Annotated in this window: 21 protein-coding genes, 1 tRNA gene and 2 pseudogenes; 14 read left to right on the forward strand and 10 right to left on the reverse strand. The window is 71.0% G+C overall.

Going from position 1 to position 24145, the window contains the following annotated elements:
• The first annotated feature begins 13 nt into the window (after positions 1–13).
• From ABT114_RS33930 to ABT114_RS33945, 4 genes are all read left to right on the forward strand, one after another.
• Complete coding sequence (locus ABT114_RS33930) at positions 14–445, forward strand: phage holin family protein (protein WP_502988435.1); 432 nt, start codon at positions 14–16, stop codon at positions 443–445.
• On the forward strand, positions 442–939 hold the full coding sequence (locus tag ABT114_RS33935) for a DUF3618 domain-containing protein (protein ID WP_351146760.1): 498 nt from the start codon (positions 442–444) through the stop codon (positions 937–939). Before ABT114_RS33930 ends, ABT114_RS33935 begins: the two co-directional genes overlap by 4 nt.
• Positions 940–1155: 216 nt before the next feature.
• On the forward strand, positions 1156–1776 hold the full coding sequence (locus tag ABT114_RS33940; RefSeq protein ID WP_351146761.1) for an ArsR/SmtB family transcription factor: 621 nt from the start codon (positions 1156–1158) through the stop codon (positions 1774–1776).
• Between the two features lie 13 nt (positions 1777–1789).
• The gene (locus ABT114_RS33945; RefSeq protein ID WP_351146762.1) at positions 1790–2545 is read left to right on the forward strand and encodes an SRPBCC family protein; all 756 of its coding nucleotides are present in this window, start codon (positions 1790–1792) and stop codon (positions 2543–2545) included.
• A 60-nt stretch (positions 2546–2605) separates the two neighbouring features.
• On the opposite strand, the pseudogene ABT114_RS33950 reads toward ABT114_RS33945, so the two are convergent.
• A pseudogene (locus ABT114_RS33950) lies at positions 2606–2956 on the reverse strand (endonuclease/exonuclease/phosphatase); the annotation flags it as partial.
• 211 nt (positions 2957–3167) lie between these two features.
• On the opposite strand from ABT114_RS33950, the gene ABT114_RS33955 reads away from it, so the two are divergent.
• The 6 genes and pseudogenes from ABT114_RS33955 to ABT114_RS33980 all read left to right on the forward strand — a co-directional run bounded on the left by ABT114_RS33955 (position 3168) and on the right by ABT114_RS33980 (position 10214).
• Positions 3168–4610 (forward strand): hypothetical protein, encoded by a 1443-nt coding sequence (locus ABT114_RS33955; RefSeq protein ID WP_351146763.1) that lies wholly within the window; start codon positions 3168–3170, stop codon positions 4608–4610.
• Between the two features lie 173 nt (positions 4611–4783).
• Positions 4784–6232, forward strand: a complete 1449-nt coding sequence (locus tag ABT114_RS33960) for an alkaline phosphatase PhoX (protein WP_351146764.1) — start codon at positions 4784–4786, stop codon at positions 6230–6232.
• 42 nt (positions 6233–6274) lie between these two features.
• Positions 6275–6350 (forward strand) — tRNA-Met (locus tag ABT114_RS33965).
• A gap of 376 nt (positions 6351–6726) precedes the next feature.
• On the forward strand, positions 6727–8307 hold the full coding sequence (locus ABT114_RS33970) for a TROVE domain-containing protein (protein ID WP_351146765.1): 1581 nt from the start codon (positions 6727–6729) through the stop codon (positions 8305–8307).
• A 242-nt stretch (positions 8308–8549) separates the two neighbouring features.
• Positions 8550–9137, forward strand: coding sequence for an endonuclease VII domain-containing protein (locus ABT114_RS33975; protein ID WP_351146766.1), 588 nt, complete (start codon positions 8550–8552; stop codon positions 9135–9137).
• Positions 9138–9155: 18 nt separating this feature from the next.
• Positions 9156–10214 (forward strand): annotated as a pseudogene (locus tag ABT114_RS33980) (1-aminocyclopropane-1-carboxylate deaminase).
• On the opposite strand, the gene ABT114_RS33985 reads toward ABT114_RS33980, so the two are convergent.
• Entirely contained in the window at positions 10189–11634 is a 1446-nt protein-coding gene (locus ABT114_RS33985) for an MFS transporter (protein WP_351146767.1), read from the reverse strand. The pseudogene ABT114_RS33980 and the gene ABT114_RS33985 sit on opposite strands and share 26 nt — an antisense overlap.
• Positions 11635–11777: 143 nt before the next feature.
• On the opposite strand from ABT114_RS33985, the gene ABT114_RS33990 reads away from it, so the two are divergent.
• On the forward strand, positions 11778–12344 hold the full coding sequence (locus tag ABT114_RS33990; protein ID WP_351146768.1) for a TetR/AcrR family transcriptional regulator: 567 nt from the start codon (positions 11778–11780) through the stop codon (positions 12342–12344).
• A gap of 94 nt (positions 12345–12438) precedes the next feature.
• Here ABT114_RS33990 and ABT114_RS33995 read toward each other — a convergent pair whose 3' ends face one another.
• From ABT114_RS33995 to ABT114_RS34025, 7 genes are all read right to left on the reverse strand, one after another.
• Positions 12439–13659 (reverse strand): TerD family protein, encoded by a 1221-nt coding sequence (locus ABT114_RS33995; protein ID WP_351146911.1) that lies wholly within the window; start codon positions 13657–13659, stop codon positions 12439–12441.
• 97 nt (positions 13660–13756) lie between these two features.
• Positions 13757–14746: a zinc-dependent alcohol dehydrogenase family protein gene (locus ABT114_RS34000; RefSeq protein ID WP_351146769.1), complete on the reverse strand. Its 990-nt coding sequence runs from the start codon at positions 14744–14746 to the stop codon at positions 13757–13759.
• Positions 14743–15591, reverse strand: coding sequence for a carbohydrate ABC transporter permease (locus ABT114_RS34005; protein ID WP_351146770.1), 849 nt, complete (start codon positions 15589–15591; stop codon positions 14743–14745). Before ABT114_RS34005 ends, ABT114_RS34000 begins: the two co-directional genes overlap by 4 nt.
• Positions 15588–16523 carry a carbohydrate ABC transporter permease gene (locus ABT114_RS34010; protein WP_351146771.1) on the reverse strand — a complete coding sequence of 312 codons (936 nt, stop codon included), beginning with the start codon at positions 16521–16523 and terminating at the stop codon, positions 15588–15590. The genes ABT114_RS34005 and ABT114_RS34010 overlap by 4 nt, the downstream gene beginning before the upstream one ends.
• Positions 16520–17890, reverse strand: a complete 1371-nt coding sequence (locus ABT114_RS34015; protein WP_351146772.1) for an ABC transporter substrate-binding protein — start codon at positions 17888–17890, stop codon at positions 16520–16522. The genes ABT114_RS34010 and ABT114_RS34015 overlap by 4 nt, the downstream gene beginning before the upstream one ends.
• Positions 17891–17968: 78 nt before the next feature.
• Positions 17969–18739 carry a DeoR/GlpR family DNA-binding transcription regulator gene (locus ABT114_RS34020; RefSeq protein ID WP_351146773.1) on the reverse strand — a complete coding sequence of 257 codons (771 nt, stop codon included), beginning with the start codon at positions 18737–18739 and terminating at the stop codon, positions 17969–17971.
• Positions 18740–19036: 297 nt separating this feature from the next.
• Positions 19037–19846 (reverse strand): NAD-dependent epimerase/dehydratase family protein, encoded by an 810-nt coding sequence (locus tag ABT114_RS34025; RefSeq protein ID WP_351146774.1) that lies wholly within the window; start codon positions 19844–19846, stop codon positions 19037–19039.
• Between the two features lie 271 nt (positions 19847–20117).
• Here ABT114_RS34025 and ABT114_RS34030 point away from each other — a divergent pair, with 271 nt between their 5' ends.
• Positions 20118–21059, forward strand: a complete 942-nt coding sequence (locus ABT114_RS34030; RefSeq protein WP_351146775.1) for a 5-dehydro-4-deoxyglucarate dehydratase — start codon at positions 20118–20120, stop codon at positions 21057–21059.
• Entirely contained in the window at positions 21056–22222 is a 1167-nt protein-coding gene (locus ABT114_RS34035) for a hypothetical protein (RefSeq protein WP_351146776.1), read from the forward strand. The genes ABT114_RS34030 and ABT114_RS34035 overlap by 4 nt, the downstream gene beginning before the upstream one ends.
• Here ABT114_RS34035 and ABT114_RS34040 read toward each other — a convergent pair.
• Positions 22159–23391, reverse strand: coding sequence for an MFS transporter (locus ABT114_RS34040; RefSeq protein ID WP_351146777.1), 1233 nt, complete (start codon positions 23389–23391; stop codon positions 22159–22161). The two genes, ABT114_RS34035 and ABT114_RS34040, sit on opposite strands and share 64 nt — an antisense overlap.
• A 151-nt stretch (positions 23392–23542) precedes the next feature.
• Between ABT114_RS34040 and ABT114_RS34045 the strand changes: the two genes are divergently transcribed.
• A complete protein-coding gene (locus ABT114_RS34045; RefSeq protein ID WP_351146778.1) occupies positions 23543–24127 on the forward strand; it encodes a TIGR03086 family metal-binding protein in 585 nt (194 codons plus the stop codon).
• Positions 24128–24145: the final 18 nt, after the last annotated feature.

The following is a 24145-nucleotide window of genomic DNA, read 5'->3' on the forward strand; positions in this document are numbered from 1 at the left end:
GAGGCGGGACATCGTGACCGGGACCATGGACGCCCGGCCCGTGCGGGGTGGACGGGACGCGGAGCGCCGCTCCGTGGCCGAACTCGTCGGACAGGCCACCGAACAGCTTTCCCGGCTCGTACGGCAGGAAGTGATCCTTGCCAAGGAGGAGTTGACCGAAAAGGTGCGGCGTGCGGGGCGTGGCGGCGGACTGCCGGGCGCCGAGGGTGCCGTCGCCTACGCGGGTCTGCTCGCCCTGGCCGGCGCGGCCACCGCCGCCCTCTCGCTGACGTTGCCCGTGTGGGCCGCGGCGCTCATCGTGACGGGGGTGCTGTTCGTGTTCGCGGGCCTGCCGGCCGCGACCGGTCGTGCCCGACTGCGCCGGGCCGCACCGCCCACGCCCGAGGAGGCCCTCGGCAGCGTCAGGGCCGATGTCGAGGAGATCAGGGGAAGGGCCCACCGATGACGACAGGCAGGACAGCGCAAGGCGCGGCCGGGGCCAAGGGGCCCGACGGGCTGCGCCGCCAGATCGAGCGGACCAGGAGCCAACTCGGCGACACCGTCCATGAATTGGCGGCGAAGGTGGACGTCAAGGGTCGCGCGAAGGCCCGTGTGGCCGACCTCGGGGACCGGGTCGGCGCGATGACCGTCCAGCTGCGCAGCAGCGCCGCACAGGCCGGTCAGGGCGTGCAGGACACGGCGGTGCACGCCGGCCATGGTCTGCAGGACACGGCCGCATGGGCGGGGCACAGTCTCCAGGACACCGCCGCGCGAGCGGGACACAGCCTCCATGACACGGCGACGCGGGCGGGACGCTCGGCGGAGCACGTGCTCCCGGGTCCGTTCCGCCGCGCCGTCCGGGCCGGGCGGCGGCATCCGCGGCCGGTGCTGATCGTCGGTGCGGCGGGGGCGGCGATCGTCGCGGCCGGCGTGCTACGGAGACGGCACGACGGGCGGTAGCGGCACAGGGCGCAACTGCGGGGCAGCGCACGACTGCGGCACAGGGTGCAACTGCGGGGCAGCGCACAATCGCGGCACAGAACCCAACCGCGCGTCGCGGCCCGGGTCGGTTCTCCGGCCCGGGCCGAGCCCTGTCCGGTCGGCCTCCGCGTCCGCGCCGCCACCGAACACTCCAGCCGCCTGGACAAAAAAAGTTTTCGGTGAGACGGTGGACGCATGCTGGATGTCACCGTGATCGAGGACCCCGAGGCCGCCGCCGTCTCCCTGGACCCCATCAGGGCCGGGCTGCTCGCCGAGCTGGCCGCAGGCCCCGCCTCGGCCGCCATGCTGGCCGGCAAGGTCGGGCTGCCCAGGCAGAAGGTGAACTACCACCTCAAGGCCCTGGAGCGGCACGGCCTGGTGGAGCTGGCCGGCGAGCGCCGCAAGGGCAACGTCACCGAGCGGCTGATGCGCGCGACGGCGGCGTCGTACGTCATCTCGCCGCTCGCGCTCGCCGCCGTGCAGCCGGACCCGGACCGCTTCCGCGACCAGCTTTCCGCGCGCTGGCTGCTCGCCCTCGGCGCCCGGCTGGTCAGGGACGTCGGCTCGCTGATCACCGGCGCCGCGAAGGCCCGCAAACGGCTGGCGACGTACGCGCTGGACGGCGAGGTGCGCTTCGCCTCGGCCGCCGACCGGGCAGCGTTCGTCGAGGAACTCACGGCCGGGGTGAGCGCCCTGATCCGCAAGTACGACGCCCCCGACGCCGAGGACGGCCGCGACCACCGGATCGTCGTAGCCCTCCATCCCACGGTCAAACCCCAGCCACCCGCCACCATCCCGGAACTCGACGAGAAGTAGCCAGGAGCCAGTCATGTCCAAGGAATTCGAGATCACCCGCGAGTTCGAGGTCGACGCCACGCCCGAGGAGGTGTGGGAGGCGATCACCGACGGCACCGGCGGATACCTGTGGCCGATGGAGCCGCCCGAGCCCAAGGTCGGCGGCAAGGCGGCCTTCGGATCCACGGTCACCACCTACGACCCCCCGCACCACCTCACCATCCGCAGCGAGGACGTCGGTTTCCCCGTCCAGAGCGTGAACCAGCTCGAGCACGTCATCGAGTCACGCGACGGAGGCCGGCGCGCCTGGGTGCGGTATGTGCACAGCGGGATCTTCACCGACGACTGGGACAACCAGTACGACGGCGCGAGCAAGCACACCGACTTCTACCTGCACACCCTGCGCGAGTACCTGACCCACTTCGCGGGCCGCCCGGTCGCCTTCGCGACGCTCGACGGTCCCGGGGCGTCCACGGCCGCCGACGCCTTCGCCGCCGTGGGCCGGGCCCTCGGCCTCGCCGAGGACACGGCACAGGGCGCGCGGGTGACGGCCCGCGGGCCCGCCGGGCAGGCGTTCGACGCCGTGGTCGACTACCGCAACCCGTACTTCCTCGGGCTACGGACCGACGGCGCCCTCATCCGCTTCTTCGGACGCAACCACTGGGGTGCGCCGGTCGGCATCTCCGTCCACGACTTCGCGCCGGATGCCGACGCGAAGGTGAACGAGACCGCCTGGCAGGACTGGCTGAACGGGGTGTTCAGCCGGTCCCAGTCCGAGTCCCGGTCCTGAGTGCGGGCTACGGCTTGAACCGCAGCACCTGCGGGTCGTGGTCGCTGATCTGGTCGTTGTCTTGACGAACGCGTTGGCGGCCGTCGCCTGGAGGTGGCGCTGGGTCTCCGAGCTGCGTACCACCGGCTGGTACCGCGAGGTCAGCCCCTGGTCGCCGCCCTTGGGGTTGAAGTGGTCGGCGATCACGAAGACCGTCCTGTCACGGAAGACGAACTCGCCGACCAGCGGCTTGTGGCTGGACGACCCGGCCGTGCCGGCCGGGTCGATCCGGCTGGAGGAGGCCGTCGGCTGCGCCTTGCCGTGCACCTTGGTGACGCCGACGGCGGTCGTGGCGTCGCCGCCCGCCCGGTCGGTGAAGGAGACCCGCTCCGGGTCGAACAGGAACACCTGGCGGAGGTTGCCGCCCGGCTCAGTGGTGACGCGCGTAGAATTGCGGTGAACAGATGTCCGTCCGGTTTCTACGCGCGTCAATCTCCGGCCTGCTCAGGCCACTTGTCAAGGTTTCAGCCGTGTACGGACCCGACGAGCAGATGAACCGGGCGGCATGGGTGGAAATCCGTCTAGGCTGAGTGGTTGAACCGTGATACGTACGGCCGTCAAGGCGCCCTAGGAGAACCAACCGATGTCAGACAGCTCCAGCTCCTCCCTGCCACCGGTGCGGCTGCACCCCGAAGCGGAGCTGGCGCGGGACGCCCTGTCCACGCCGTTGCTCTCCCGGGCCGCCCGGCTCGCCCGCTGGGCCGGACCCGGCACCCGGGTCGACGCCGGAGGCGGCCTTGCCGAGGAGCAACTGCCCGCGGCGGCCGAGACCCTCGGGCTGACCGGCGACGACGCCGCCGCCCTCGCGAGCGAGGCCTGGGGGATCGCCGTGGACACCGGGCTCGTCGAGGTCGTCGACGAGGAGGCGGGCACCGTGGCGGCGGGCGAGGACCTCGCCCTGCTCAGCGGCGGCTCGCCGCACGACGTGCTCGGGGTGTGGCTGGCCGCGCTGGAGACCGTGCTGGCCGATGCGAGCGTGCCCGACCTCGACGACCTGGTCGCGGCGATGAGCGAGGGCGGCGAGATCGACCTCTCCGAGCTGGAGTGGGACCCGGAGGCGGAGGCCGAGTTCCTCGAGGGCGTCCTGGGCAACCTGTACCTGCTGACGGTGAGCGAGGACGGCCCCGGCGACAGCCCCGTACCGCTCCCGGCGCTCGCCGCGTCGATGATCGTGCCCGGCGACATGGGCGAGCCCACCAACGACGTGCTGGAGCAGGTGTCCGACGCGATGATGCGGCTGGACGACCAGTTCCGGCTGCTGGAGCCCGTGGGGCTGGTGGACTACCAGCCGGTCGACGAGACGCTCATGGCGGACACCGAGGACGCCGCCGAGGAACCCTCGGCGGCGGTCGACGACACCGATGTCTCCCGCTACGGCATGGTCCGCCTCACGCCCCTGGGCCGGTACGGGCTGCGCGCGCGGCTGCTGGAGGCCGGCTTCGAGGCACCCGCCGTCGGTGACCTTTCGGACAAGGGCGCGGACGCGCTGCTCGACGGGACGGCCACGTTCCCGCCGGCGGCGGCACACGCCGAGACCGAGCACTGGCTGGCGCACCGCGAACCCCTGGCGGCGGCACGGGAGTTGCTCGCGGCGGCACGCGGCACCGATGCCGGCGCACCACTGCGGCGACTGCGCTGCCAGCAGGCCCTGTCCCTGGTCGGCGCGGAGGCCGAACCGGCGCTGCGCGAAGTCCTCGACGACGCCGAACTGGGCGGTCTCGCCCGGGTGTGGCTGAGCGAGCGGGGCGCCCCCGACGTGCCGGTGCCGTCGGAGGCCATGGTCTTCTGGCTCACCATCGACACCGTGGCCGCACAGCTGGCGGCCGAAGGCAACTCCGAGGAACTCCAGGCCCTCGTGGAGGGACTCGCCGAGCAGCACAGCGGTTTCTTCGCCGCCGCCTGGCGGGTGGACCACCCGGCCACGGCCGACGTCCTGGAGGCGATGGGCCGCCTCCACCCCGACAAGAAGGTGGCCAAGCAGGCCCGGAAGGCGGCCTTCAAGGCGCGGTCGCAGCAACAGGGCTGAGCAACCGCCACAGTACTCATTTTGCTTCCTGTGGGGCGGGCCCGTACGGATTCATGGAACGGAGCCCGCCCCGGACGCCCGGTGTTCAACTCCCGTTCAGACGCGGGCGGGACGGTGGCGCCGAACCGAGGTCCGCCACCCTCCACGGCACAGCCACCGTCACAGGAGACACCATGTCGCTCACCCGCAGGGACTTCGCCAGAAAATCCGCGATCACCGGTGCCGGGGTCGCGCTGGCGGGCAGCGTCGGCGCGCTCGCCACCGCGCCGAACGCCCTCGCGTCCACAGACACCGACAGTGCCGGGGAGGAGTCGGCCGGCGCGCACGGCGGGGTCGGCTACGGACCGCTGATCGCCGACCCCGAAGGCCTCCTCGCCCTGCCCGCCGGGTTCAAGTACCGCGTCATCACCTACAGCGGCCAGACCAAGCTGGAATCAGGCGAGTTCACCCCCTCCAACCACGACGGCACGTCCACCTTCGACGGCCCCCGTGGCACGACCCTCCTCGTCAACAACCACGAGCTGGCCGGCCCCCGCGCTCAGTGGCCCCACCCGGTCCCGCTCACCGAGGGCCTGGTCTACGACCCGGCCGCGGCCGGCGGCTGCACGGTCGTCGAGATCCGCCCCGGCGGCCACGTCGCCGAATGGGTCGGCATCGCGGGCACCGCCACCAACTGCGCGGGCGGCAACACCCCTTGGGGCACCTGGCTCACCTGTGAGGAGACCGAGGACAAGACCGGCACCAACGGCTTCACCAAGGACCACGGCTACGTCTTCGAGGTCGACCCCACCGACCGCCGCGCCAACCACAACCCCCAGCCCATCAAGGCGCTCGGCCGCTACGCCCACGAGGCCGTCGTCGTCGACCCCAAGAGCGGCCACCTCTACCTCACCGAGGACGCGGCCAACCCGAACGGCCTCCTGTACCGCTGGACCCCGCCCGAGGGCTTCCGCCACGGCCACGGCAAGCTGCGCACCCTCGCCGAGGGCGCGGGCGTGCTCCAGGCCTTCAAGTGCTTCGACTCCGGCGGCCAGTTCGTCGACGACCTCTCCCGCGCCACCAAGATCGGCACGGTGTACGGCGTCGACTGGGTCGACGTCCCCGACCGCGACGCGAAGACGGTCTCGGTGCGCAAGCAGTTCGGCACCGGCGAGGTCACCCGCGCCCGCAAGCTCGAAGGCATGTGGTGGGGCGACGGCGGCACGTACATCGTCTCCTCGTACGCCCGCACCGAGAGCCCCGTCCAGCACGACGGCGCGGTCTGGTTCTACAACCCCAAGCGCCGCACCCTGACCCTCAAGGTCCTGATCGGCGTCAACCCCGACCCGTCCGTCGACGGCGCCTTCGACGGCCCCGACAACATCACCGTCTCCCCGTACGGCGGCCTCGTCATCGCCGAGGACGGCGAGGGCGTCCAGCACCTCTTCGGCGCCACCGACAGCGGCCGCACCTACCCCATCGCCCGCAACGAGCTGAACATCGGCACCGCGGAGAAGCCCGAGTACAGCGAGTTCACCGGCGTCACGTTCTCGCCCGACGGAAAGACGCTGTTCGCCAACATCCAGACCCCCGGCATCATGCTGGCCATCACGGGGCCCTGGAAGCGCCAGAAGCGCGGGTAATTAATTCGGTCGCTCGTCCCGCGGTACGCCTCCTAGAGTGATGCCTGTCCAGGTGCGAAGGCAGGACCTACTTCCACTCATAATGGGGCGGCCGCGGGTTCGAGTCCCGTCACCGGCACAACAGGCCGGTGTAGCTCAGGGGTTAGAGCACCTACGTCGGTTCCGCCGACCTGAACTCTGGACACCACAACTTCATGCACCTCCCGGTGCGCAGGCTGCGGCTACTTCGATCGTAAAACATCTCAGGCCGCAGCCGACTCTGATCTCGGGAGGCGCAGCTCATGGTGGGTGCCCGGTGCGCAGGCAACGGTTACTTCAGGGATCGGAAGGTTGCGGGTTCAAGTCCCGTCATCGACTTCGGGTCGGTGTAGCTCAATCGGCAGAGCATCTGAATAAAGTCCGTCGCCGACCCCTGATCTCGGGCACCCTCCTTTTTCTGCGCCTCCCTCTGGAACACGACTGGAAAGTCGTAGAAGAATTCGGGGGAATTCACCATGGCGCGATTCAACACCCGGGCCGCGAAGGCTCAGCCGACCTCGCGGGTGACATCGACGGGGCGTGTGCTCCGCACCTATGAGGGCGGCCGCGGCCACGAGCGGGACGCGCGCTCCGAGCTCTTCCTGCTGGCGGTGTCCCACTTTGCCGCGGACACCTTCTACGAGCGCGCCAAGGATCGCGACGACCGCTTCGCCGAGCTCGTGCGCCGGCTCGCCGTCGAGGACCCGGCGTGGACCGCCGGCCTGCTGGGCTGGCTGCGCGGCGAGGGCAACCTCCGCACGGCCTCGATCATGGGCGCCGCCGAGTACGTGAAGGCGCGACTGGACGCCGGCGCGACCGACGGCCCGCCGAACCGGCAGGTCGTGGCCTCCGTGCTCCAGCGCCCGGACGAGCCCGGCGAGCTGCTCGCGTACTGGACCTCGGTGTACGGCCGTGCCGTCCCGAAGCCCGCCAAGCGCGGCATCGCCGACGCCGTACGACGCCTGTACAGCGGCAAGTCGCTGCTGAAGTACGACACCGCGTCCAAGGGCTACCGCTTCGGCGACATCCTCAACCTGGTGCACGCGGCGCCGGACCCGGACAAGCCGTGGCAGGGCGAGCTGTTCCAGTACGCCCTCGACCGCCGGCACAACCCGGACACCGCCGTGCCGCCCGTGTCGAACCGCGTCCTGACCACGCACCGCGAGCTCATGGCGCTGCCGGTCGAGGAGCGGCGCGCGGTCGTCACCTCGGAGGGTGGCGCCGAGCGGCTCGCGGCGGCCGGGATGACGTGGGAGGCGCTGGCGGGCTGGCTGCAGGGCCCGATGGACAAGGCGGCCTGGGAGGCCGTGATCCCGTCCATGGGCGCGACGGCGCTCGTGCGGAACCTGCGGAACTTCGACCAGGCGGGCGTGTCCGACGAGGTGGCGGCCACGGTCGCCGCCCGGATCAGCGACCCGGCGGAGGTCGCCCGCTCCCGGCAGTTCCCCTTCCGGTACCTCGCCGCGTATCAGCACGCGCCCTCGCTGCGCTGGTCGTACCCGCTGGAGCAGGCGCTCGGCCACTCGCTGGCCAACGTGCCCGCGCTGCCCGGCCGCACGCTGGTGCTCGTGGACCGCTCGGGCTCGATGTTCTACTCGCGGCTGTCCGACCGCTCGGAGCTCAACCGGGCCGACGCGGCGGCGATCTTCGGCACGGCGCTCGCGCTGCGGGCGGCGGACGCGGATCTCGTCGAATTCGGTACGAGCAGCAACGCCGTGAAGTTCCGCAAGGGCGAGTCGGTGCTGAAGGTCCTGGAGTGCTTCGGCGACCTGGGCGGCACCGACACCACAGCGGCGGTGCGCCGCCACTACCGGAAGCACGACCGCGTACTGATCGTCACGGACGAGCAGTACGCGTACAGCCACCACGGCGACCCGACCGAGCAGGTCCCGGCCGACGTCCCGGTCTACACCTGGAACCTGGCCGGGTACCGGGCAGGCCACGGCCCGTCCGGGAAGGGGAACAGGCACACCTTCGGCGGGCTCTCGGACGCGGCCTTCCGGATGGTCCCGTTGCTCGAAAGAGGAAACTCTGGGCGTTGGCCATGGCTTGAATAGCGTTTCTTACGGCCATATGTTCGTCGGCCATGAACAGTGTCTGCTCCATCGTCGGTTGTGTCCGCCCTCGAAAGGCACGAGGGTGGTGCAGTACCCACTACAGGCGATGGAGTATCTACGGTGATCCGCACAAGAAGGTGAAGGCCTGGACGCCGAAGGGTACGCCGTGCGGATTCGACTTATGCGAACGAGACCGCAGAGGGGGAGCTCAGGGGTACTGCCGCAAGCACTACGCCCTGCTCATGCGGCGGGGTGATCTGACAGCTGCTGAAGCGCAGCACCGGGGCAAGGAGACGCGCCTGTGCAAGCGCGACGCCTGCGGGAAGCGCTTCAGTGTCCACGTCTCCTCGAACAAGCGCTACTGTTCCCCCGGTTGCAGATGGACCTGTCCGAAACTGCGGCAGCTGCTACAGCCGAGTACGGCAAAGCACCGATTGTCAGATGTTGACGAGGCCACGCGTGCAGCCGTCTGTTCGGTGTGCGGCCCAACGTCAATCCGGCGCCGAACGTCGACCAAGGGGTCTGACGTGCAGACGGGTTGGCGTTGCCGCACAGCGGAAAGGGCCCGCGAATGGGCCCGTCAATACGGGCTTGATGTGGCCACGGTGCTGGCGATGCTGGAACGGCAGCAAGGCTCCTGCGCCATCTGCGGTCGGAACGTTGCCGAAAGATTTTACATCGATCACTGCCATACCACTGGAATGGTCCGTGGAATCCTGTGCTCGAACTGCAACACCGCGCTGGGCTTGTTCGGAGAAGATGTAGAGCGCATGAAGGCGGCGATTGAGTACTTGACGAACACGCATGCAGTCGCAACGGACGTGAGATGATCGGGAGGCCCCGTATCCCTGCTCTCGTACCAGTGGTACCCCCTCCTCTTCGGCCCCTCGCCGGTTCACCCCCTGGAGCGGCTCACCCGGCACCTCGGCGGCGCCTCCCTCTGGGCCAAGCGCGAGGACTGCAACTCCGGGATCGCGTACGGCGGGAGCAAGACCCGCAAGCTGGAGTACCTGGTCGCCGACGCGCTCGCGCAGGGCTGCGACACGCTCGTGTCGATCGGCGGGGTGCAGTCCAACCACACCCGGCAGGTCGCCGCCGTCGCGGCCCGCGCCGGGCTCAAGTGCGTGCTGTTGTAGGAGAGTTGGGTGGAGTGGCCCGACTCGGTGTACGACAAGGTCGGCAACATCCTGATCGGCCGGCTGGCCGGGGCCCGGGTACGGCTGGTGAAGGCCGGGTTCGGCATCGGGTTCAAGGAAAGCTGGGAGCAGGCGCTTCGGGAGGTCGAGGAGTCGGGCGGGAAGCCGTACGCCATTCCGGCCGGTGCCTCTGACCATCCGCTGGGTGGACTGGGATTCGCCGGGTGGGCGTATGAGGTGGCTGAGCAGGAGCGGCAGTCGGGGGTCTTCTTTGACACGGTGATCGTGTGCTCGGTGACCGGGCCGACCCAGGCGGGCATGGTCGTCGGGTTCCGTGCGCTGGAGGAGGCGGGCGGGCGGCAGCGGCGCGTGATCGGCGTCGACGCATCCGCGGAGCCCGCCCGCACCCGGGAGCAGATCGCCCGGATCGCCCGCAACACCGGTCAACTCCTCGGTGTGGAGAAGGAGTTGATCGAGACGGACATCGAGCTGGACGAGCGGTACCACGCGGGGACGTACGGGGTCCCCGACGAGTCCACTCTGGAGGCCATGCGGCTCGCCGCGCGGACGGAGGGCATGGTCACCGATCCCGTCTACGAAGGGAAGTCGATGGCGGGCCTGATCGATCTCGTCTCGCGGGGCGAGATCGGCCGGGACTCCACCGTGCTCTATGCGCACCTGGGCGGGCAGCCGGCGCCCAACGCGTACAGCGCGTTGTGCCGGCGCGTTGCTCCATCGCGTAGCTTCAGGTGGCCTGCCGCCTGCCCGTGATCACGAACGCCGACACCAGCAGGGCGGCCAGCGCGATCAGGGCGGCGACGCCGAACGCGCGGGCCGCTCCCTCGGTGAGGATCTCGGCAGGCGATCCGGTCGCGTGCCGGGTCGCCGTGCCGAAGACCGTGACCAGGATGGCCAGCCCGAGGGTGCCGCCGAGCCACTGGAGGGTCTGGAGCAGACCGGAGGCGGCGCCGGCCTCGCGCGGCTCGATGCCCGCGAGGATGGTCGCGTTGAGCGGCATGAAGCTCAGGCCGACGCCCAGGCCCAGCAGCAGCAGTGGACCGAACAGGCCGGCCAGATAACCGTCTCCGGGTTCGAGTCGCCACAGCCACGCGGCCGCGGCGATGAGCAGGGTCGTGCCGGTGAGCAGAAGCGGCTTGGCGCCGAGGCGCGCCAGGAGTCGTGGCACGAAGCGCACGGTCGTGAACATCGCCAGGGTCATGGGCAGGAAGGCGAATCCCGCGCGCAACGGGCTGTACGCCAGGACCTGTTGGCTGATCAGGGTGAGGAAGTAGAACGCGCCGAACATGCCCGCGGGCAGCAGCAGGACGCCCGCGTAGCCGCCCGCGCGGTCGCGGCTCGCGAACAGACGCAGCGGCAGGATCGGCTGGCCCGCGCGGGACTCGATCAGGGTGAAGCCGGCCAACAGGGCCGCCGCCGCGCTGAAGCCGAGCTGCGCCTGGGTGTCGCTCCAGCCGTCCTCCGAGACGCGGATGAACGCGTACACGAGCGAGGTCATCCCGGCCGTGCCGGTGAACGCGCCCGCCGCGTCGAACCGGCCCGCGTGGCGTGGGGTCTCGGTCACGAAGCGGGGGAGGGCGGCGGCGACCGCGATGCCGATCGGCACGTTGATCAGCAGGGCCCAGCGCCAGGAGGCCCAGGAGGTGAGCATGCCGCCGAGGGCCAGGCCGAGGGAGGCGCCGATGCCCCCCATGGAGGAGTAGATGCCGAGGGCGTGGTTGCGGCGCGGGCCTTCGGGGAAGTTGGTGGTGATCAGGGCGAGGGTGCTGGGTGCGGTGAGGGCGGCGCCCACGCCCTGGAGCGCGCGGGCCGCGAGCAGCCAGGCGCTCTCGGTGGCCAGGCCGCCGAGAAGGGAGGAGCCGGCGAAGAGCAGCACGCCGACCGTGAGCGTACGGCGGCGGCCGGCGATGTCGCCGACGCGTCCGCCGAGGAGCAGCAGGCCGCCGAAGGTGAGCGTGTAGGCGTTGAGGACCCAGGACAGGCCGGTGGGGGAGAAGTCGAGGTCCTGCTGGATGTCCGGGAGGGCGACGTTCACGACCGTGGAATCGACTCCGACCATGAGATAGGCGGTGACGATGACGAGGAGGACGGTACGCAGTCGGGCGCTTTCGCGCGGCGTAGGGGACGCTTCGGTGGCCGTGGAGCGGGTGGACGGTGCGGACGGGGTGGACATGGAGTGCTCCCTGTCTGGTGTCCCCGGGTGATGTGGTGGAACATGCGGGCAGCACGGACTGCCCGCAGAGATAAGCGGGGACTGTCTCCGTTTAATGCTCGATAAGATACGGAGAGGGTCCCCGGTTTGCAAGGAGTAACTGGATGACGCAGGTCAAGCCCATGCGTGCGGACGCTCGGCGCAACTATGAGCGGTTGTTGAAGGCGGCGGCGCAGGCCTTTGCCGAGCATGGGGAGGGCGCGTCGCTGGACGACATCGCCAAGCGGGCCGGCGTCGGGTCCGGCACGCTCTACCGCCACTTCCCGACGCGGCAGGCGCTGCTCGAGGCCGCGTACGTGGACCGCATCGAGGCGCTGGCGGTACGGGCCGAAGAACTCGGGAAAGAACTGCCGCCGGGCGAGGCGCTGGTGGAGTGGCTGAACGAGCTCTGCGTCGGGACGATCCAGGTGCGCGGCCTGAAGGCCCTGCTGGGCTCGGCCGTCACGGACGGCAGCGTGGCCGCGGTGACGGCGTGCGGCACCTCCGTGAGGGGCGCGGCGACGCGGCTGGTCGAGGCGGCGCAGGAGGCGGGGACCCTGCGCCGGGACATCGAGCCGATCGAGGTCCTGCGGCTGGCCCACGGCGTGGCGACGGCGTCGGAACTGGCGAACGAACAGGGAAAGTCCATCCGCCGGTATGTGTCGCTGCTGACGGAGGGGCTGCGGGCGTAGGCGGTGAAGCGACTGCGGGTGGGGGCGGTGGAGGGGCTCGTACGTCGCCGGCCGAGCCCCTTGTCACCGCGTGCCCCCTTCGGGGCCCGAGCGGCTACAGCGCCTGGGCCGCCGGCTTCACCATGTTCCGTACGGTGCGTGCCTTGACGAAGTCACCCATCGCGGTCATCTCCCACTCGCCGGAGAACTGCCTGATCAGCTTCGCCATCAGCACGCCCGTCTGCGGCTCGGCGTTGGTGAGGTCGAAGCGGACGAGTTCCTCGCCGGTCGCGGCGTCCAGCAGGCGGCAGTAGGCCTTGGCGACATCGGTGAACTTCTGGCCCGAGAAGGAGTTGACCGTGAAGACCAGGCCGGTGACGTCCTGCGGCAGGCGTCCGAGGTCCACGACGATCACCTCGTCGTCGCCACCGCCCTCACCGGTGAGGTTGTCACCGGAGTGCTTGATGGCGCCGCCCACGATGGAAAGCTTGCCGAAGTAGCAGCTGTCGACGTGGTTGCGCTGCGGGCCGAAGGCGATGACCGAGGCGTCCAGGTCGATGTCGCTCCCGCGGTACGCGGGCTCCCAGCCGAGGCCCATCTTGACCTGGGAGAGCAGGGGGCGGCCGCCCTTGACCAGGGAGACGGTCTGGTTCTTCTGGAGGCTGACCCGGCCCTTGTCGAGGTTGATCTTCCCGGTGCCGGGGGCGGCGGCCGGCGGCGCGGGCGGGGCCGGGGGAATGGGCGGGGCCGCGGGAGTGGAGAGAGGCGGCGCGGGCGGGGTGGCCGGGGGCTGCATGGTGGGCTGGGGCGGGGCGACCGGCTGCGCGGGGGCGGGCGCGGCGGGTTCCTCGACCGACACGCCGAAGTCGGTGGCGATGCCGGCCAGGCCGTTGGCGTAGCCCTGGCCGACCGCGCGGGCCTTCCACGCGCCGTTGCGGAGGTAGACCTCCACGACCACCAGTGCGGTCTCGGTGCCGAGCTGCGGGGGCGTGAACGTGGCCAGGACGCTGTTGTCGTCCGCGTTGCGGATCGTGGCCGTGGGCTCGACACCCTGGAAGGTCTGGCCCGCGGCGTCCGGGCTCGCGGTGATGACGATCTTCTCGATGCCCGGGGGCACGACGGAGGTGTCGACCGTGATCGCGTCGGGCGCCGCGCCGCCGCCCGAGCGGTAGGTCACGCCCGGGCCGGTCGGCTGGTTGTAGAAGATGAAGTCGTCGTCGGAGCGCACCTTGCCGTCGGCGGTGAGCAGCAGGCCCGATACGTCGAGCCGCACGGGGGCGGCGACGTCCACCGTCACGCGGGCGGCGGACAGAGGGATGTTCGAGCCGGGGGTCATAGCTGTCATGCCGGGTGAACGAGCGGGGTCGCTTTACCGTTCCCTTACCCGGCGGCCAATTGGGTGCGGCGGAGGGGCTGGATTTTCGCCGGCTCCCCTACGGCACCACCACGATCTTCCTCCCCGCCCCCGCGGCGAACTGCTCCAGCGCCTGCGGGTAGCGGTCCAGGGGGATGCGGTCGCTGATGAAGACCTCCGGGTCCAGCACTCCGTTCGCGAAGAGTTCCGCTGCTCGTTCGAAGCTGTGGAGGACTGCCATGGAGCCGGTGATGGTGATCTCCTGGTTGTAGATGCGGTACGGGTCGATCGTCACGCGCGTCGCGTAGTCGGCGACCCCGAACTGAAGGAACGTGCCCGCCTTCGCCACCCGGTCCAGGCCGTCCTGGATCGCGGCGGCGTTCCCGGTCGCGTCCACCACCACGTCCCAGCCCTGTGGCCGGTCCAGTTCGTCCGCGGCGGCCGCCGACGCCGAGACCCCCAGCCGTTGCGCCGTTTCCAGGCGCGCCGGGTTCACATCCACCACGTCCACGCTCGCCGCACCCGTGCGCTTGGCCAGCTCCAGCATCATCAGCCCCATCGTCCCGGAGCCGTAGATCAGGACGTGCGCGCCCAGGCGTGACCGCAGGACGTCGTAGCCCCGCACCGCGCACGACAGCGGCTCCACCAGGGCCGCGTCCTGGGGGCGGACGTGTTCGGGGAGCCGTACGCAGTTGGCCACCGGAGCCACCGCGTACCTCGCCGCGCCTCCGGCCGTCGTCACACCGATCGCCGCCCACCGCTCACAGAGGTTGTTGTGGCCCGTACGGCAGTACCGGCACTCGTAGCAGTAGAGGGATGGGTCGACCGCCACCTGGTCGCCGACCGCGACCTCCGTGACCTGGGTGCCCACCGCCACCACCGCGCCGGCGAACTCGTGCCCCGGCACGATCGGGAGCTTGGGTGCGAACTCGCCTTGGAGGATGTGCAGATCGGTGCCGCACAGGCCGCACGCCGCGACCTCGACGACGACCTCCCGCGGGCCCGGCGTCGGGTCCGGGACCTCGATGACGACGGCCCTGCCCACGGACTCGATGACGGCGGCCTTCATTTCACGGCTCCCAACGACAGGCCCTGGACCAGTTTGTCCTGGGCGGCGAACCCCGCGGCGAGCACCGGCAGGGAGATGACGAGCGACGCGGCGCACACCTTCGCCAGGAACAGGCCCTGGCTGGTGATGAAGCCGGTCAGGAAGACGGGGGCTGTTTCGGCGACCACGCCCGTCAGCACCCGGGCGAACAGCAGCTCGTTCCAGCTGAAGATGAAGCAGATCAGGGCGGTTGCCGCGATGCCGGGCAGTGCGATCGGGGCGACCACGCGGGTCAGGACCGTCGGCAGTCGCGCGCCGTCCACTCGGGCCGCCTCGATCACCGCCACCGGCACCTCGGCCAGGAACGACTGCATCATCCACACCGCGATCGGCAGGTTCATGGATGTGTAGAGGATGACCAGGAGCCAGATGTTGTCCAGCATTCCGGCGTTCTTCGCGAACAGGTAGACCGGCAGCAGGCCGGCCACCGCGGGCAGCATCTTCGTCGAGAGGAAGAAGAACAGGACGTCCGTCCACTTCCGTACCCGGCGGATCGAAAGCGCGTAGGCGGCGGGCAGCGCCAGGAGCAGGACCAGCGCCGTCGACACCACCGAGGCCACCGTCGAGTTGACCAGCGCGGGCCAGGGGCTCGCCCCGCCGCCGGTGCCGAAGAACTCCCGGTAGCCGTCCAGTGTCAGTGCGGCCCCGAAGGACGGCGGGTTCGTCGCCGCGTCCTGCTCCGAGTGGAAGGACGTCAGCGCCATCCAGGCGATGGGGAGGAAGAACAGGATCCCGGCCAGCCAGGCCAGCAGGCCCAGCCCGGCTCCCTTGCGGCGGCCGCGTACTCGTACGGCTGTGGCGCTCATGCGCGTGACACCTCCTCGCGGAACAGGGACGACACCACGCGCAGGGCGAAGGTCGCGATGACGATCGAGCCGATGACCACCAGGACGCCCGCGGCCGAGGCGAGGCCGTTCTCGTGGGCCTGGTAGAAGCTCTGGTAGACGGTGTAGGGGAGGTTCGCCGTGCCCAGGCCGCCGGACGTGATCGTGAAGACCGCGTCGAAGTTCTGGACGATGTAGATCGAGCCGAGCAGGGCGCCCAGTTCCAGGTAGCGGCGCAGGTGCGGGAGCGTGATGTGGCGGAAGATCTGCCAGTCGCTCGCGCCGTCCACCCGGGCGGCCTCGAGCTGCTGCGGGTCCCGGCTCTGCAGGCCCGCCAGCAGGATCAGCATCATGAACGGGGTCCACTGCCAGACCAGGGACGCCTCGACCGCCAGCAGTGGTGTGTTGGAGACCCAGTCCGGCTGGGGTCCGCCGACGTAGTGCAGCAGGCCGTTGAAGAGGCCGTATTCGGGGTTGTAGAGCACGTGCTTCCAGAGGAGGGCCGCCGCCACCGGTACCACCAGGAACGGCGCGATCAGCAGGGTGCGGACCATGCCCCGGCCCGGGAACCTCCGGTCGAGGAGCAGTGCCAGGGCCAGGCCCAGGACCAGGCTGGCCAGGACCACCGCGGCTGTCAGCAGCACCGTCGTCCACACCGAGTGGCGCAGGTCCGCGTCCGTGAGGACTTGGCGGTAGTTGTCGAGGCCTGTGAAGTGGCGGGCCTTCGGGTAGAGGGCGTTCCAGTCGAAGAAGGAGATCACCAGCGTGGCCACGAACGGGAGCTGGGTCACGGCGATCATGAAGATGAGGGCGGGGAGGAGCGGGGCCCGGGTCGCCCAGGCGCGCAGCCGGGCCGAGGGCCGGCGCATCGTGCGTACGGGAGTGGTGGCCAGAGGGGCCGTCGTCGCTGTCATCGTCCCTCGTACTCCTCGGAGATCTTCTCGGCGAGCTTCTGGGACTTCTTCAGGGCCGATTCGACGGACTGTCGTCCGGCGATGGCCGCGCTGATCTCCTGGGAGACCTTGGTGCCGAGGTCGGTGAACTCGGGGATGCCGACGAACTGGATGCCGGGCGCGGGACGCGGCTGCACCCCGGGGGCGTTCGGGCGGGCGCCCTCGATGGCCTCCTTCGTCATCTCCTGGAAGGCGGCGGCCTCCTTGCGGTAGGCGGCGTTCTGGTACGTCGACGCCCGCTTGCCGGCCGGTACGTCGGCCCAGCCGATCTGGTCGCCGACCAGCTGCTCGTACTCCTTGCCGGAGGCCCAGGAGACGAACTTCCAGGCCTTGTCGGGGTTGTGGGACGCCTTCTGGATGCCCCAGGCCCAGGTGTAGAGCCAGCCGGAGGAGTCGGTTTTCTCGACGGGCGCGGGGGCGTAGCCGAGCTTGCCCTTGACCGGGGAGTTCGCCGCCTCCAGTGAACCGGCGGCGGACGTGGCGTCGTACCACATGGCGACCTTGCCCTGGGTCATGTTGTTGAGGCACTCGGCGAAGCCGGACTGGGCCGCTCCCGACTCGCCGTGCTTGCGCACCAGGTCGACATAGAACTTCGTCGCCTTCTCGAACTCGGGAGAGTTCAGCCGCGCCTTCCAGTCCTTGTCGAACCACGTGCCGCCGAAGGTGTTCACGACGGTGGTGAGCGGTGCCATCACCTCGCCCCAACCCGGCAGACCACGCAGACAGATTCCCTTCATGCCCGGCTCGGCGCCGTCCACCTGCGCGGCGAGGTCGGCGACCTGGGCCCAGGTCGGATGCGCGGGCATCGTCAGGCCCTTCTCGGCGAACACGTCCTTGCGGTACATCAGGAAGGACGACTCGCCGTAGAAGGGCTGGCCGTAGAGCTTGCCGTCGTCGGCGGTGAGGGACTGACGCATCGGCGTCAGGACGTCCTGTTCGTCGTACGCCGGGTCCTTGGCGACGTACGGGTTCATCGGCTCCAGCCAGCCGTTCTTCGCGTAGATCGGTATCTCGTAGTTGGAGAGGGTGGCGACGTCGTACTGGCCCGCCTGGTTGGCGAAGTCCTGGCTGATCTTGTCGCGGACGTCGTTCTCAGGCAGGACGGTGAAGTTGACCTTGATGCCGGTCTCTTTGGTGAAGTGGGCGGCGGTGAGCTTCTGCAGCTCGGTCATCTGGGGGTTGTTGACCATCAGCACGTTGATCGAGTCGCCGCCCGATCCGGCCCCGCCCGCCCCGACCCAGCAGCCGGAGAGCAGCGGGGCGAGCAGCGTCCCTGCGGCGGCCGCGGCGAGCGTGGCTCGCGGCCTCCGTCGGCTCTGGGTTCGCATGGATCGCTCCTGGACGTATAGGGAGATAAGGGGTACGAGTGGGTGGAGAGGTGCCCTATGAGGTGGTGGGTTGGTTTTTCAGACGCGGATGACCTGTGGCCCCAGCAGTGAGTAGCGATGGGCCTCGGCCGCCGGCAGCAGCGTGCTCGTCACGATTGCCTCCAGCGCGCCGACCTCGGCGAACCGGCAGAAGCTGACGGCCCCGAACTTGGTGTGCACGCCCGCGAAGACCGTGCGCCGTGCGGCGCGGACGGCCTGGGCCTTGACCTCGCTGACCGCGGGGTCGGGGGTGGTCAGACCGTGCTCGCGGGAGATGCCGTTGGCGCCGATGTAGGCGAGGTCGACGACGAAGCCGGCCAGCATCTTCGTCGTCCAGTGGTCGACGGTCGCCAGCGTGCCGGAGCGGACCCGGCCACCGAGCAGCAGGACCGAGACGTTCCCGGTCCCGGCGAGCGCGCCGGCGACCGGCAGGGACGCGGTGACCACGGTCAGCGGCCGGTCCCTCGGCAGTGCCTCGGCGATGAGCTGCGGGGTGAACCCCTCGTCGACGAAGACCGTCTCGGCGTCCCCGAGCAGCTCGGCCGAGGCAGCCGCGATCCGGCGCTTCTCGGGTACGTGGCTGGTGGCGCGGAAGGCGAGCGTCGTCTCGAAACCGGCACTCTCCACGGGATAGGCGCCGCCGTGCGTGCGGCGCACCAGGCCGTGGTCCTCCAGGGCGCGCAGGTCCCGCCGTACGGTCTCCCTGGCCACGCCCAGCTCGGCCGCGAGCGCGGTGACGTCGACCGAGCCGGTGGCGCGCGCGACCCGCACGATCTCCCGCTGGCGTTCTTCCGCCGTCCTCATGCTCATGGCCGACACCTGCCCTCTTGCCTTCCTGCCCGTTCGGGCCCGGTGGGGCCCATGGGGGAAGTTCTACAGCGGGCGTGCGGCAGTGACCAGGCCTGTTGCAGGCCCGATGGTGCCCGTCTGGGCCCGTTTCGCCCGGGTCGGTGCCCGCCGCGGACCTGCGGGGCAGCGGGGGAGGGCGTGAGATCGGGCAGTGCTGATGCCCGAACAGGGGAGCGGGCGGGCCCGTTCGGTGCCCGCCCGCCCTCTCGATACGACGTGTTTCGGTCAGTACGGCCGGCTCAGTGCGGCACGGTCAGCTCAGTACGGCCAGATCGGCGGGTCGCTCACGAAGTGGCCGCCCAGGTGGGCCTGCGCGATGTTGTCCGGGTCCAGCTCGCCCTGCTCGGCGATCAGCTTCTCGGCGTACGGCTCGGAGTCGTCCTGCGGCTCGTAGCCGAGCGCCCGCGCGGTCGACAGGTCCCACCACAGGCGCGTGTTGGCGGAGGAGCCGTAGACGACGGTGTGGCCGACGCGCTCGGCGGTCAGGGCCGCGTGGAAGAGGCGGGCGCCGTCGGCGGGGCTCATCCAGATCGACAGCATGCGCACGCTGGTGGGTTCCGGGAAGCAGGAGCCGATGCGTACCGAGACGGTCTCCAGTCCGTGCTTGTCCCAGTAGAGCTGCGCGAGGTCCTCGCCGAAGGACTTGGACAGGCCGTAGAAGGTGTCCGGGCGGCGTGGGGTGTCGATCGGGACCAGGGGGTCGTCTCCGAAGGGTGCGGGCGTGAAGCCCACCGCGTGGTTGGAGGAGGCGAAGACGATGCGCCCGACACCCTCCTCGCGGGCGGCCTCGTACAGGTTGTAGGTCCCCTCGATGTTCGCCCTGAGGATCTTCTCGAAGGGGGCTTCCAGGGAGATGCCCGCGAGGTGGATGATCGCGTCGACGCCCCGGACGGCCTCCCGCAGGGCCTCCCGGTCGGCCAGATCCGCCGTGATCGCGTCCGGCTCGCCCTCGATCGGGCGCATGTCGAGCAGGCGCAGCTCGTAGCCGTGGTCCGGGAGCAGGTCCCGCATCAGGGTGCCGAGCCCGCCGGCGGCGCCGGTGAGCAGAACGGTGCGGGGAGCGGGCATCCTCGGGTCTCCTTGGGTCCGCCGCCTAAGACAGGTGGCCGCATGTGTGGACGGTATTCACATTCATGGACACGCTAGGGATCGTCGGCGTGCGCCGTCAAGTGTCGCGCGTATGGGGCGCGAACCTGGTGAATCCGCTTCTGTGTCGGGGATTTGGGCGCTTGACCGGCCCGGAGGGGCCTCCATAGGGTGGGTGTGTTCAGAAATGTAGACGCCGATCAGAAGCATGAGCGCGGATCGGAAACGTGAGCGCCTGTCCCAGGGAGAGCCCGTGACGCCAGCCCCTCTCGCCGCTCGACTCGGCATCCCCAGCGGTCCGCTGTTCTTCCCTGTCACCGCCTACGGCCCCGACGGCTTCGTCGACCTCGACGTCTACCGCACGCACGTGCGCCGTGGAGTCGAGGCCGGTGCCGCCGCCGTCTTCGCCTGCTGCGGCACCGGCGAGTTCCACGCGCTGGCGCCCGAGGAGTTCGGGGCGTGCGTACGGGCGGCCGTGGAGGCGACCGACGGGCGTGTCCCGGTGGTCGCGGGCGCCGGGTACGGGACCGCGCTCGCCGTACGGTACGCGCGGCTCGCGCAGGCGGCCGGCGCGGACGGGCTGCTCGCCATGCCGCCGTACCTCGTGGTCGCCGGCCAGGAAGGGCTGCTGCGGCACTACCGGGAAGTGGCCGCGGCGACGGACCTGCCCGTCATCGTCTACCAGCGGGACAACGCCGTGTTCACCCCGGAGACCGTGGTCGGGCTGGCGCGCACGGACGGGATCATCGGCCTCAAGGACGGCCTCGGCGACCTGGACCTCATGCAGCGGATCGTGAGCGCCGTACGGTCCGAGGTCCCCGGCGACTTCCTGTACTTCAACGGCCTGCCGACCGCGGAGCAGACCCAGCTCGCCTACCGCGCCCTCGGCATCACCCTCTACTCCTCCGCCGTCTTCTGCTTCGCCCCCGAGATCGCCCTCGCCTTCCACCAGGCACTCCAGTCGGGCGACGACACCACCGTGCACCGCCTCCTGGACGGCTTCTACCGGCCCTTCGTCGAGTTGCGCGCCCAGGGCCGGGGCTACGCCGTCTCCCTGGTCAAGGCCGGCGTACGGCTGCGCGGGCTCGACGTGGGGGAGGTACGGCCGCCGCTGCACGAGCCGACCGAGGATCATGTGAAGCAGCTCGCTCAGGTGATCGAACGCGGTTACGCGCTGCTGGAGGAGGACAAGTGAAGGCGTCGGCATTCGTCTACCCCTGGGATGTCAACGGCGATCCGGAAGCGCCCGCGCGCATCGCCGCGCTCGGCGTCGAGCAGGTCACCCTCGCCGCCGCCTACCACTCCACCCGCGCCCTGACCCCGCGCCACCCGCGCCACCGCATCGTCACCGCCGAGCACGCCGCCGTGCTCTACCCCGCCGGCGACCGTTGGGCGGGCCGCACCCTGCGCCCGTACCCGTCCGGGGACTGGGCCCCCGGGGACGCCTACGGCGAGGCGGCCGGCGCGCTCGCGGACGCCGGTCTGGAGGTGCACACCTGGGTGGTCCTCGCGCACAACTCGCGCCTGGGCGCCGAGCATCCGGACACCTCGGTCGTCAACGCCTACGGCGACCGCTACCCCTGGGCGCCGTGCATCGCGCAGCCCGCCACGCGCGCGTACCTCGTCGACCTGGCCGCCGAGGCCGCCGTACGCCCCGGCGCGGGCGGCACCGAGCTGGAGTCGCTCGGCTGGTACGGGCTGCCCCACCTGCACGCCCACGACAAGACCGGCGGGGTCGGCCTCGGGGACGCCGGACAGTATCTGATGGCGCTCTGCTTCTGCCCGGCCTGCCGGGCAGGGTACGGGGAACAGGGCCTGGACGCGGACGAGTTGGCGACCGCCGTACGTGACGCCCTTGAGCCCCTGTGGCAGGGCGCGGCCGACGACGACGGAGGGTGGGCGGGCGTCGAGAAGTTGCTCGGCGAGACCTACGCGGCCGCCACGCGCGCGTGGCGCGACGAAACGGCCCGCACGCTCCAGGAGGCGGCCGTCGCCGCGGTCCGCGCGGCCGCGCCCGACGGTTTCCAGGTCCTGCTGCACGCGGACCCGGTGCCGTACCACTGCGGCGCGAACGCCGGCGTCGACCCCGCGCACATCCTGTCCGTCGCGGACGGCGTGGTCGTGCCCTGCGCCGGCGGCACCGGCCTCCTGACCCCCTTCGCGGAGCAGAGGCGGGAAGGGGCGGTCATCGCCGCCAACTTCACCGTGGTCTCCGGGATGGGCGGCAGCCCCGACACCCTGGCGACGGACGCGGCACGGGCGCGCGACCTCGGCGCCACGCAACTGCGCCTCTATCACGCGGGGTTGGCGTCGGACGGCGACCTGGCTGCGGTGCGCGCGGCACTCGCCCCCCGCTGAAACAGCGGTCCGACCGCCACCAGCAGGGTCACGCCGAACAGCACCAGCATCGGCTGGTAGGGGACCAGTTCGACCAGGCCCGCGCCCACGGCCAGCCCGATCGCGTTCGGCGCGAACATCAGGGCGTTGGCGGTGGCGACGACACGCCCCAACAGCGGGCCGGGCGTCTCGCGCTGTACGGCGGTGAGCGCGGCGATCAGCACGCAGGGCAGCCCCACGCCGATCGCCGCGCCGCACACCAGGGCCACCGCGTCCGAGGGGACCGCCCGCAGCGCCACCGCGACGGCGGTCACCGCGATCCCGGTCGCCGCGAACCGGCACTCACCGAGGCGGCGCAGAGCGGGACCGGAGGCCAGCCCGACCGCGACCGACCCGGCGCCCTGTACGGCGGCGAGCACACCGGTGAACGCGGGGGAATGTCCGAGGCCGTCCACGACGGCGTAGACCAGCGCGCCGTTGAGCCCCGCGAAGAGCATCGTCGTACCGCCCGCCAGGACCAGGCCACGCAGCCGGGGGTGCGCCCACAGGTGGCGGGCGCCCTCGGCGGTCCGCTCCGGCCAGCCGGTCGTGGGCGGCTCGGGCCTGCTCTCGCGGACCCGGACGCAGGAGTACAGGAGGGCCGCGCACACGAAGGTCACCGCGTCCAGGAGGGCGACGCTCGGGCCGCCGTACGCCGCGTAGACCCCCGCCCCCGCCAGCGGGGCCACCAGCTTCATGCCCTCCACGGCGGTCATCCGCAGCCCGTTGAAATCGCCGAGCAGCGCCCGGTCCACCGCGGCAGCGACCAGCGCCGACTTGGCCGCCTCGTGGACGACGGACGCCGCGCCGTACACGAACAGGACCGTGAAGAGCAGCCACAGACCGCCGGGGGAGTCGACGGTGAGGAGGGTGGGCAGCAGCGCCGCCATGAGCAGGTCGACCGCGATCAGCAGCGGCTTGCGGCGGGTACGGTCGGCCAGGGTGCCCAGCAGGGGACCGGCCAGTGACGGCGCCCACATGGCGAGCATGCACAGCGCCGCCAGCCCGTCCGAGCCCGTCAGGTCCTTGACCCACACGCCGGCCGCCAGCCACAGCGCCGACGTGCCGAATCCGGAGACCACCAGAGCCGCGAGATACAGCGCCGCATTGCGGTCCCGCAGCACGCGCACCACTGTCCAGGTTGTCGTCATGCCTGGTCACCGTGGTGCTAAGGCGGGTGCGTGAGCATCGGGCAGGTGCCGTAGAAGCAGCGATGAGTTCGGCGGTCGCCGCCGGTCTACCCCCATAGGGCCGATAGGACCCATAGGACCCATAGGAAGATCGCACCCCGGAGGAGCAGCGATGACCGCCACCACGACCCTCGACCTCGGACCGCAGACCCGGATCCTGACGGCCCTCGTGGCGGGCGTGCGCGACGAGCAGCTCGCGGACGGCACGCCGTGCCCGGACTACGCCGTACACCACATGCTGGGCCACCTGTCCGGCCTGGCCACCGCCTTCCGCGACGCCGCGCGCAAGGATCTCGGCGTCACGACCGACACCAGCCCGGAGGCCGCCGTGCCTGACATCGGCCCCGGTTGGCGCGAGCAGCTGCCCGAGGTGCTCGACGAACTCGCCGACGCCTGGCGCGACCCCGCCGCCTGGATCGGCATGACCCGCGCGGGCGGCGTCGACCTGCCCGGCGCGGTCGCCGGCGCCGTCGTCGCCGACGAACTGGTCATCCACGGCTGGGACCTGGCACGGGCGACGGGCCAGGAGTACGACCCCGACCCGGACGCGCTCCGGGCGGCGTACGGCTTCCTCCTCGCCGCGGCCGACGACCCCGACCGCGGCATCTTCGGCCCCGTCGTGCTGGTCCCGGACGACGCCCCGCTCCTCGACCGGGCGCTGGGACTGAGCGGCCGGGACCCGGGCTGGAAGCCGTAAACGATTTCGATGGGGGAG

The sequence above is a fragment of the Streptomyces sp. NPDC002088 genome (genome assembly GCF_040296605.1).
Taxonomy (GTDB): domain Bacteria; phylum Actinomycetota; class Actinomycetes; order Streptomycetales; family Streptomycetaceae; genus Streptomyces.

What these genes read in the sequence shown, in the direction of transcription:
- ABT114_RS33935 (WP_351146760.1), top strand. Translation starts at nt 442, where the DNA reads ATGACGACAGGCAGGACAGCGCAAGGCGCGGCCGGGGCCAAGGGGCCC.
- ABT114_RS33940 (WP_351146761.1), top strand. Translation starts at nt 1,156, where the DNA reads ATGCTGGATGTCACCGTGATCGAGGACCCCGAGGCCGCCGCCGTCTCC.
- ABT114_RS33945 (WP_351146762.1), top strand. Translation starts at nt 1,790, where the DNA reads ATGTCCAAGGAATTCGAGATCACCCGCGAGTTCGAGGTCGACGCCACG.
- ABT114_RS33955 (WP_351146763.1), top strand. Translation starts at nt 3,168, where the DNA reads ATGTCAGACAGCTCCAGCTCCTCCCTGCCACCGGTGCGGCTGCACCCC.
- ABT114_RS33960 (WP_351146764.1), top strand. Translation starts at nt 4,784, where the DNA reads ATGTCGCTCACCCGCAGGGACTTCGCCAGAAAATCCGCGATCACCGGT.
- ABT114_RS33970 (WP_351146765.1), top strand. Translation starts at nt 6,727, where the DNA reads ATGGCGCGATTCAACACCCGGGCCGCGAAGGCTCAGCCGACCTCGCGG.
- ABT114_RS33975 (WP_351146766.1), top strand. Translation starts at nt 8,550, where the DNA reads ATGCGGCGGGGTGATCTGACAGCTGCTGAAGCGCAGCACCGGGGCAAG.
- ABT114_RS33985 (WP_351146767.1), bottom strand. Translation starts at nt 11,634, where the DNA reads ATGTCCACCCCGTCCGCACCGTCCACCCGCTCCACGGCCACCGAAGCG.
- ABT114_RS33990 (WP_351146768.1), top strand. Translation starts at nt 11,778, where the DNA reads ATGACGCAGGTCAAGCCCATGCGTGCGGACGCTCGGCGCAACTATGAG.
- ABT114_RS33995 (WP_351146911.1), bottom strand. Translation starts at nt 13,659, where the DNA reads ATGACCCCCGGCTCGAACATCCCTCTGTCCGCCGCCCGCGTGACGGTG.
- ABT114_RS34000 (WP_351146769.1), bottom strand. Translation starts at nt 14,746, where the DNA reads ATGAAGGCCGCCGTCATCGAGTCCGTGGGCAGGGCCGTCGTCATCGAG.
- ABT114_RS34005 (WP_351146770.1), bottom strand. Translation starts at nt 15,591, where the DNA reads ATGAGCGCCACAGCCGTACGAGTACGCGGCCGCCGCAAGGGAGCCGGG.
- ABT114_RS34010 (WP_351146771.1), bottom strand. Translation starts at nt 16,523, where the DNA reads ATGACAGCGACGACGGCCCCTCTGGCCACCACTCCCGTACGCACGATG.
- ABT114_RS34015 (WP_351146772.1), bottom strand. Translation starts at nt 17,890, where the DNA reads ATGCGAACCCAGAGCCGACGGAGGCCGCGAGCCACGCTCGCCGCGGCC.
- ABT114_RS34020 (WP_351146773.1), bottom strand. Translation starts at nt 18,739, where the DNA reads ATGAGCATGAGGACGGCGGAAGAACGCCAGCGGGAGATCGTGCGGGTC.
- ABT114_RS34025 (WP_351146774.1), bottom strand. Translation starts at nt 19,846, where the DNA reads ATGCCCGCTCCCCGCACCGTTCTGCTCACCGGCGCCGCCGGCGGGCTC.
- ABT114_RS34040 (WP_351146777.1), bottom strand. Translation starts at nt 23,391, where the DNA reads ATGACGACAACCTGGACAGTGGTGCGCGTGCTGCGGGACCGCAATGCG.
- ABT114_RS34045 (WP_351146778.1), top strand. Translation starts at nt 23,543, where the DNA reads ATGACCGCCACCACGACCCTCGACCTCGGACCGCAGACCCGGATCCTG.